The sequence below is a fragment of the Streptococcus sp. HMSC057G03 genome (genome assembly GCF_001808745.1).
Taxonomy (GTDB): domain Bacteria; phylum Bacillota; class Bacilli; order Lactobacillales; family Streptococcaceae; genus Streptococcus; species Streptococcus parasanguinis_Z.
In genome coordinates this window covers 46,696-56,250 of the sequence record NZ_KV794417.1, presented here as the reverse complement: position 1 = coordinate 56,250, position 9,555 = coordinate 46,696, and the positions used below count along the sequence as shown (strand labels likewise).

Here is a 9,555-nt window from a genome sequence, read left to right as displayed (position 1 = left end):
AAGGTCTCAATAATTCCGAGTACCTGAAACTATTAAGTTTCAGGTACTTTTCTCACGACGAAAAGTTTCAGTAGATGATTGAATCACTCTAACGAGTAACATTTCTTTTTATAGAATTTATTAGATTTATAAAAAAGAATAGTTTGTCTACAGTCTCGGGTTGGAAATTTTCCACCCTCTTTTTTTGGCTCTTAAAACGAGGAAAATAAAACAGAAGGAAAAACGGTTTCAAAAAATAATAGAAATTTACAGAAATCTCTTGTGTGATTGGAAATTATCCTTTACAATAGGAGAGGAGTTTTATTTCTGATCTCAAATTTGGAGGAATGAACATGTCGATTAACTGGCAGGAAATTGTATTTAACTTTTTGGGAGGCCTGGGGCTCTTTCTCTATAGTATTAAAACCATGGGAGAAGGCTTGCAACAGGCTGCAGGAGATCGACTTCGATACTATATTGATAAATATACGAGTAATCCCTTTCTAGGGGTTCTAGTAGGGATTGGGATGACTGCCTTGATTCAGTCGAGTTCAGGGGTTACAGTGATTACGGTCGGTCTGGTGAGTGCAGGACTTCTAACCCTCCGTCAAGCTATTGGTATTGTTATGGGGGCCAATATTGGAACGACTATTACCTCCTTTATCATTGGTTTTAAATTAGGAGACTACGCTCTTCCCATGCTCTTTATCGGAGCGGTTTGTCTCTTCTTTACCAAAAATCGTTTGGTTAATAATGTTGGACGAATCGTTTTTGGTGTCGGTGGTATCTTCTTTGCCCTCAACTTGATGAGTGGGGCTATGGAACCTCTTAAAGATTTGCAAGTCTTTCGTGACTATATGGTGCAGTTAAGTAAAAGTCCTATCTTGGGTGTCTTTGTTGGATCAGGCTTAACACTTTTGATTCAGGCCTCTTCTGCAACCATTGGTATCTTGCAAAATCTCTATGCTAGTCATTTGATTGACCTGAAAGGAGCCCTCCCAGTTCTCTTTGGTGATAATATCGGAACGACCATTACAGCTATCATTGCTTCCTTGGGAGCTAATATTGCGGCCAAACGTGTGGCAGGTGCCCATGTAGCCTTTAATGTTATCGGAACCATTATCTGTCTTGTCTTCCTTGTTCCGTTTACCTCTTTGATTCAATGGTTTGAAACGACTCTTCATTTATCCCCAGAAATGACCATAGCCTTTGCTCACGGAACCTTTAATATAACCAATACCATCATCCAGTTCCCATTCATTGGAGCTTTGGCATACTTTGTGACCAAGCTGATTCCTGGTGAGGATGAGGTTGTCAAATATGAACCGCTCTACTTGGATGAAAACTTGATCACCCAAGCGCCTTCGATTGCTCTTGGAAATGCGAAAAAAGAGTTGCTTCATTTAGGTGGATATGCAGACAAAGCTTTTAATCTTTCTTATGATTATATTGTTCATCAAAATGAGAAAACAGCTGAAAAGGGTCATAAGACAGAAGAAGCCATCAATACCATTGATGATGATTTGACTCGCTACCTGATTCGTTTGTCAAGTGAAGCCTTGAGTCCGAGAGAAAGTGAAGTTCTCACCAACATCCTAGATTCCTCACGAGATTTGGAGCGGATTGGAGATCACGCGGAAGCCTTGATCAATCTGACCGATTATTTAATTCGTAAGAAAGTGGTCTTTTCAGAAGCGGCCTTGGCTGAATTGGAAGATATTTACAACCAAACCCATCAATTTGTAGAGGATGCTTTGAAAGCTGTTGAGAACAATGATGTGAGTCTTGCAAACCAACTGGTAGTACGTCACGAGGCAATTGAAAAGTTGGAGAAAAGACTTCGGAAAACCCATATTCGTCGTTTGAACCATGGTGAATGTACACCTCAAGCTGGAGTGAACTTTATTGATATCATTTCTCACTATACACGTGTTGCAGACCATGCCATGAATCTCGCTGAAAAAGTACAAATCGAGCAAATTTAAGGAACGTCAAACAGAGTAAGTAGGAAGCTTACTCTGTTTTTTTGTTGGATTCTATTCAAAAATAGGTCTAGACCATTTACAAATGAAAGTGAAAGCGTTATAATATGTATGAATATAAATGGAACACAGTTCCTACAATGGAAAGGACGATTTTATGTCTACATATATTAAAGCAGATCAATTTTATTATCCACATGGGGTTCGCCGCGGAGGCTATTTGGAGCTTGTTGATGGCAAGTTTGGAAAACATGTGGAAAGCTTACCAGAAGGTGCGGATGTGTTGGATTATTCAGGTTACAGTATTGCGCCTGGCCTCGTAGATACCCATATTCACGGTTTTGGTGGGGTAGATGTGATGGATAATAATATCGAAGGCACTCTCCATACCATGAGTGAAGGTCTCTTGAGTACAGGGGTTACGAGCTTTTTGCCTACGACCTTGACTTCCTCTTACGAACAACTTTTGGCAGTAACGGAAAATATCGGTGCACGATACAAAGAAGCAACAGGAGCTAAGATTCGCGGGATTTATTTTGAAGGACCTTATTTTACAGAAAAATACAAGGGAGCTCAAAACCCATCTTATATGAAGGATCCAAGTATGGAAGAATTCAGGGCTTGGCAAAAAGCTGCCAATGGTCTGTTGAATAAGATTGCCCTTGCTCCCGAGCGTGAAGGGGTAGAAGAATTTGTTCGGACTATTACAGGAGAAGGGGTGACTGTCGCTCTGGGCCACTCCAATGCTACTTTTGAAGAAGCTAAAAAAGCGGTTGATGCAGGTGCGAGTGTCTGGGTGCATGCCTACAATGGTATGCGTGGTTTGACACACCGTGAACTCGGTATGGTTGGTGCTATGTATGAGTTGCCTCATACTACAGCAGAGTTGATCTGTGATGGCCATCACGTGGATCCGCTAGCGTGTGATATCCTGATGAAACAAAAAGGAAAAGAAAATGTTGCCTTGATTACTGACTGTATGACAGCTGGGGGCTTAGAAGACGGGGACTACATGCTTGGGGAATTCCCGGTTGTGGTCGCTGAAGGAACTGCTCGCTTGAAATCAACTGGTAATCTAGCTGGCTCAATCTTGAAATTGAAAGATGGATTAAAAAATGTTGTAGAGTGGGGAATTGCTAACCCTCACGAAGCAGTGATGATGGCCAGCCTCAATCCGGCAAAATCAGTCCATATTGATGATGTTTGTGGTCAAATCCGTGAAGGATATGATGCGGACTTCATCGTGCTTGATCAAAATTTGGATCTGGTTGCGACCTATCTCGATGGGGTCAAACGTTACCAAGCTACCAATTAGATTCAAGAATCGCAGATAGAATACTTCCTCTCTAAGTCATACCTAGAGAGGTTTTTGTTTACCGATGGTAGTGCAATTTTGTGAATGCTGTCTTTTCATGCTATAATGGGAATTGAAATGTGAGGTAGCTTATGAAGGCAATTGATATACGTTTTTTATTGATGGGAATTTTTTTCTTGCTCTATGGGATTGTAAGAAAAAATATCTTTATTGTGATTGTTGGTGGGGCATTTTTACTCTATAGTTTTTATAGCAAGAAGATGGAGCCAACCAAGAAGAATATTTTTAAGCCAGAGCTCAAGCTTCGAGGGCCTAAGAAACCGAAATCGAAGAAAGGAAAGAAAAAATGAACAATTATCGTTTAAATAATGGGGTGGAGATTCCTGTATTAGGATTTGGAACCTGGAAAGCAGCAGATGGAGAAGAAGCCTATCAAGCTGTCTTAGCTGCTTTAAAAGCAGGTTACCGCCATATCGATACAGCTGCGATTTATCAGAATGAAGAGAGTGTGGGTCGGGCCATTAAAGACAGTGGTCTTGCGCGCGAAGACCTGTTTATTACCACCAAACTTTGGAATACTCATCACACCTATGAAGACGCTCAAGCTGCTTTGGAAGAGTCTCTTGAGAAACTAGGCTTGGACTATGTAGATCTTTATTTGATTCATTGGCCAAATCCAAAACCTCTTCGAGAAAATGATGCTTGGAAACAACGAAATGCTGAGGTTTGGCGGGCAATGGAAGATATGCTAGCTGCTGGCAAGGTTCGAGCTATTGGTATTAGCAATTTTCTGCCTCATCATTTGGAAGCCCTCCTTGAAACAGCTCGGGTCATTCCGTCTGTGAACCAAATTCGTCTAGCACCTGGGGTTTACCAAAGCGAAGCCATCGCAGCGAGTCGTAAGCATGGCATTTTACTAGAGGCTTGGGGACCTTTTGGCCAAGGAGAATTGTTCCAAAATGAACAAGTAAAAGAAATGGCTACTAAATATGGAAAGACGGTCGCTCAACTAGCCCTGGCTTGGAGTTTGCAAGAAGGTTTCCTTCCACTGCCAAAATCGGTTACACCTGAGCGGATTGCGAGTAATTTAAATTGCTTTGATTTTGAATTGACGGCAGATGATATGGAACTCCTTCGCCATCTTCCGGTTGAAGCAGGTGCACCAGATCCAGACACCAAAGATTTTTAAGAAAGAATATCTATTCATTAATGAAAACCGAGGACAGTTTCGTTCTCGGTTTTTAAAATCCTTTCAATGATTAAATAATTTTAAAACTCTAATAAAAACAGATGTTCTATAATACCTTCCCATACTAATTTACATTTTTCCGAACGAAAATAAATTAATAGTTAGTAACATTCGTGAATGTTACATTTGTGTTACAATTTGTTTTTTGAATGAATTTTCAGATAATTTTGCGTTATAATAGTTGCTATTAAAATAAAAGGGGAGTTTCTATGAATAGACAAGAACGTTTTTCATTAAGAAAATACAAATTTGGTGTAGCCTCAGTTTTATTAGGGGCTGTTTTGGTATTTGGATCTGCACAAGCGAGTGCTGAAGAACAAGCGGCCAGCCAAACGAGTGCTGGAACACAGCTTGTAGCCACTACTCAACAGGCACCTGCTGAAGAAGAGCATTCACAAGCAACAGAAGCAAGTACAGCAGTTGCTAGTGAGAAAGTAGAAGTTGCAAAAGAAGCAACAGTTGCTGCAAAGACAACGAATGCAACAGAAGCAGCTCTTGTTGAAAAAACAGAAGCTCCTAAAGAGGCAGCTACTGTTCCAGAAACAAAACCGGAAGTAGCGGAAAAACCTGTAGAAAAAGCAACAGCAGTGGCTACTGCGACAAGTTCAGAAACAACGAATCGCCATGAGGCAGCTGAAAAACCTCAAAGCATCGAAAGTGACGAAATTATTACTGTTCCCCAAACCTGGAAGCAAGGTTATAAAGGGGAAGGGATGGTTGTCGCCGTCATCGACTCTGGTTTGGATGTGAACCACGAGGTTCTTCGGATTACCGATCCTTCAAAAGCTAAGTTTAAAAACCAAGGAGAAATAGAAGCTGCTAAGAAAGCAGCAGGAATTGATTATGGTAAATGGTACAACGACAAGGTTGTCTATGCCTATGACTACTTTGATGGTACCGACAATATCAAAGAGGCCGAAAGAGATTCTCATGGGATGCACGTTACAGGGATTGCAACAGGGAATCCTGATAAAGCAGCAGGAAACGGAGAAAAGATCTATGGTGTAGCACCAGAAGCGCAAGTTATGTTTATGCGTGTCTTCTCAGATCGCCAAAAAACAACGGGATCTGCTCTTTATGTAAAAGCAATTGATGATGCTGTAGCTCTTGGTGCAGATACTATCAACATGAGTCTTGGTTCTACGACTGGTTCTACGGTCAATGCGGATTCAGATATTGTGGATGCCATTAAACGGGCGCGCGCTAAAGGCGTATCTGTCTTAATTTCTGCAGGAAATAGCAATAGCTTTGGAAATGGTTACTCAAGACCTTCTGCTGAAAATCCAGATTATGGTTTGGTCGGAAATCCTTCAACAGTAGAGGACTCCATCTCTGTTGCTTCTATCAATAATAATGTTATTACGACAGAAGTGTTTGAAGTCAAAGGCCTTGAAGGCAATGCGGAAGCGGATAACGGTAAGTTTGATTACAGTAAATCTGCTGCAGACGCTGATTTTGAAAAAGGCAAAGAGTACGAATATGTGTCAGTTGGTCTTGGAAAAGAAGATGATTTCAAAGATCTGGATCTTACCGGTAAATTAGCCTTAATCCAACGCGGGGAAATTCCATTCTCAGAAAAGATTGCGAATGCCTTCCATCATGGTGCAGCAGGAGCTTTGGTCTACAATAATGTGGAAGGATCGAACCTTGGAATGGCAATTGAAGGAGATGCGAAAAAGATCCCATCTGTCTTTATTTCAAAACGTTATGGGGAAGCTCTTAAGGCAGGTTCCTACAAAATTGTCTTTAACAATACTATGGCCAACCGTCCATCTCCAGAAGCAGACCAATTGTCTGATTTCTCAAGCTGGGGAGTGACAACCGATGGTCAGTTGAAACCAGATGTCACAGCACCTGGTGGGAATATCTTCTCTTCTTTAAATGACAATACCTACGGGGATATGAGTGGTACTAGTATGGCTTCACCTCACGTGGCAGGTGTCGCCGCCTTGGTCAAAGAATACCTTGTGAAGAACCATCCAGAATTGACTCCTGAACAAGTTTCTGCAACTGTGAAAGCCTTGATTATGTCTACGGCTAAACCACATGTTAACAAAGAAACCGGTGTCTATACGTCTCCACGCCAACAAGGAGCAGGGGTTGTAGACACAGCCGCAGCCGTTTCAACAGACTTGTATGTGACTGGTGAAAACAACTATCCAAGCGTTACTCTTGGTAATGTTGGAGATAGCTTTACCTTTGATGTCACAGTCCACAATATTTCAGATACCGATCGTACCTTGAAAATGTTGGTGAATACTGACACAGATGAAGTGAAGGATGGTAAATTTACCCTACGTCCACGTAAATTAACAGAAACTGCTTGGCCTGAAGTAACCGTGAAAGCACATAGTTCTGAAACAGTTACAGTGAAAGTCGACACAAGTAAATTCACAGAAGAATTAAGCAAAGAAATGCCAAATGGCTATTTCCTTGAAGGATTTGTTCGTTTTGTCGATCCAGCAGATGATGGGGATGTAGTTAGCTTGCCGTTTATGGGATTCAAGGGAGAATTCCAAAACCTTCCAGCTGTTGAAAAACCAATCTATGATTTGGTTCGCGAAGGAAAAGATGGCTTCTACTATCATGTTCCAAAAGATTTGAATATCTCCTCTAGTGCCAATGTTTCTGCGCTTGTTACCCTGCAAAATGACCTTCTCCTCACACAAGGAAAACGAGATGGTCGTCGGATTACAGTTCTTGGTATTGAAGAAAATGCGGAAGGTACACATTCTCTTCAATTAGATGAGAATGGGAATGTTCGCATTGCCATTTCGCCAAATGAAGATGGAAATAAAGACCTCGTTGAATACAAGACAGTCGCTCTTCGAAATATTGAAAACCTTCGTGCAACTGTTTATGCAGCAAGTGATACGGAACATAAAAATCCATTGTGGGAAGGAACTCCATCTGACCATCGTAAGAACTTCTTCAACGGTGACCAAAAGAACCCACGCAGCTACACATTAGCTAATACTACTTGGAATGGTATTGATGCGAATGGGAATGCAGTAGCAGATGGTCTATATGATTATGTCATTCGTTACACACCAATGGTTCCTGGTGCTGAAGAGCAATCAACGACCTTTAAGGTTCAAGTTGATACTCAAAAACCAGTGATCACATCTGGATATATTCGCTTTAAAGATGGGGCACAACAGTTTGTAGCTCGTAAAGCCAAAGATGTTGGAGACGGCGGAATCTTATCTGAAAAACTCGTTTACGTCACACCATTTGATGATAAGGGAACAATGGTCCAAACTAGTGATGATAAGAATGGGACACGTGCCCTTGAAAATTACCATGTCATTAAAGCGAATGCAGATGGTAGTTTCGATCTTCCTGAAAATATCGATAAGAAGAATATCTATTACTACGTAGAGGACTTTGCAGGGAACGTAGACTATGTTTCACTAGCTGATTTAGTTCGGGATCAAAATAGTGGCCGGATTCAAATTGCTGTTCGTGACGCTAAGACGAACAAAGATTTGGATACTATGTATGTTTACCGAATCAAAGATAGTAATGGTCAATATGTGTCAGTTGATAAGACAAAAGATATTAACTTCTTGAACTTTGGTCATTATACTGCAGAAATCTTTACGTATGATCGTACAGAAGTGAAATTTGTCAGCAGCTTGACACAAGAATTTGATTTGACAGAGGATAATAGTTTCCAAACGATCGCTTTCCTTGCCAATACTTTAGAATATGCACCAGTTAGCATCAGCTTTGATCAACCGGTTTCAAAAGCAACTACGATCGTATTAAAAGGGGCAGATGGTGAAAACTTTGTCTTGCCTGCTGAAAAATATGGTAAAAATGGCTTTGGTAAATCTGTAGCAACTGGTCAATATACCTTGGTTGCAACTCTTCCTACAGGCTATGAACTAGCTGAGGAAGCACCAGTGATCTCAGTTGTCGCAGGGCGTAACAACAATTATCGTATTGGAGTAATCTCAAAAGTGAATCTCTTGGTTGCTTTGAACAACCAAGCAGATGTTACAAAGACAGCGCAATACTTCAATGCCAGTGCGGATAAGAAGGAAGCCTATGATCAAGCTTTGCAAGCTGCCCAAGCAGCCTTGACCAACAAGGTTAGTCAAGAGCAAGTCAACCAAGCTCTAGCTAGTCTTGAAGCTGCCAGCCAAGCTTTGGATGGGAAAATTTCAAACGTTGCGGCCTTAAAAGAAGCGATGCAGGCTTACGATGCTACGACTAAAACTGGTCGTTATGCCAATGCCAAAGAAAAAGTACGTCGCGACTACGATCGTGCTTTCCAAACAGTTGCCTTGCTTGCAGTTGATCCAACTGTGAAACAAGAACAAATCAATCAAGCACTTGCTGAGCTTAGCCGTGCGGAAGGAAAATTAAATGGGAAAGCAACTGATTTTTCAAGCCTTGAAAAATACATCAAGGAAGAATTGAAGTTCCAAGAAAAGAATGCTAAATTCATCTATGCTGGAAATGAAGAAAAAGAAGCTTACCTAGCAGCCTTCAAGGATGCACAAACCATCCTTTCAAATCCAGGAGCAAGCCAACAAGATGTGAAAGATGCTTTGACAGCCTTGAAGAATGCCAAGAAAAAACTTCATGGTAAAAAACCAAAAGCTGCGAGACGTCCATAAGAAAAACAACCTTGTTTGTTAGCCTAAAATCCGTATGAAACGATTGTTTCATGCGGATTTTAATTTACAAGTCACTAAAAATCTGCTATAATACTAGTCAAGAAAGAAGGGCTTACGGCGTTTTTCTAGCGAGCTTGGGATAGTGAGAGCCAAGTAGAGCAAAGTAAGCAAGTGGCGCTTTCTCTCAGTAAAAAGCTGAGTAAAGTAAAATAAAATGAAGTAATAAATTAGGGTGGAACCGCGTTTCTGACGCCCCTAGGTCATAGACTTAGGAGCAGAGACACGGTTCTTTTTGTATCCTAAGTCGCAAGAAACTTTATGAATAAGGAGTAAAACATGTCTAAAAAATTGACTTTCCACTGCGTCAGTGGCAGAGAACTCCTTACAGTCGGACTGCCACAC

5 protein-coding genes are annotated in these 9,555 nt (G+C 41.1%); all 5 read left to right on the top strand.

The features are described 5' to 3' along the window. Positions 1-332 precede the first annotated feature (332 nt). The 5 genes from HMPREF2686_RS01785 to HMPREF2686_RS01765 all read left to right on the top strand — a co-directional run bounded on the left by HMPREF2686_RS01785 (position 333) and on the right by HMPREF2686_RS01765 (position 9,153). Positions 333-1,964 carry a Na/Pi cotransporter family protein gene (locus HMPREF2686_RS01785; RefSeq protein WP_049474378.1) on the top strand — a complete coding sequence of 544 codons (1,632 nt, stop codon included), beginning with the start codon at positions 333-335 and terminating at the stop codon, positions 1,962-1,964. A 154-nt stretch (positions 1,965-2,118) separates the two neighbouring features. Further along, positions 2,119-3,276: an N-acetylglucosamine-6-phosphate deacetylase gene (gene nagA, locus HMPREF2686_RS01780; RefSeq protein ID WP_042760248.1), complete on the top strand. Its 1,158-nt coding sequence runs from the start codon at positions 2,119-2,121 to the stop codon at positions 3,274-3,276. 131 nt (positions 3,277-3,407) lie between these two features. Continuing rightward, on the top strand, positions 3,408-3,626 hold the full coding sequence (locus tag HMPREF2686_RS01775; protein WP_003018530.1) for a hypothetical protein: 219 nt from the start codon (positions 3,408-3,410) through the stop codon (positions 3,624-3,626). Continuing rightward, a complete protein-coding gene (locus tag HMPREF2686_RS01770) occupies positions 3,623-4,465 on the top strand; it encodes an aldo/keto reductase (RefSeq protein ID WP_045760255.1) in 843 nt (280 codons plus the stop codon). Before HMPREF2686_RS01775 ends, HMPREF2686_RS01770 begins: the two co-directional genes overlap by 4 nt. A gap of 269 nt (positions 4,466-4,734) precedes the next feature. After that, positions 4,735-9,153 (top strand): S8 family serine peptidase, encoded by a 4,419-nt coding sequence (locus tag HMPREF2686_RS01765; protein ID WP_070449010.1) that lies wholly within the window; start codon positions 4,735-4,737, stop codon positions 9,151-9,153. The last annotated feature ends 402 nt before the right edge of the window (positions 9,154-9,555 follow it).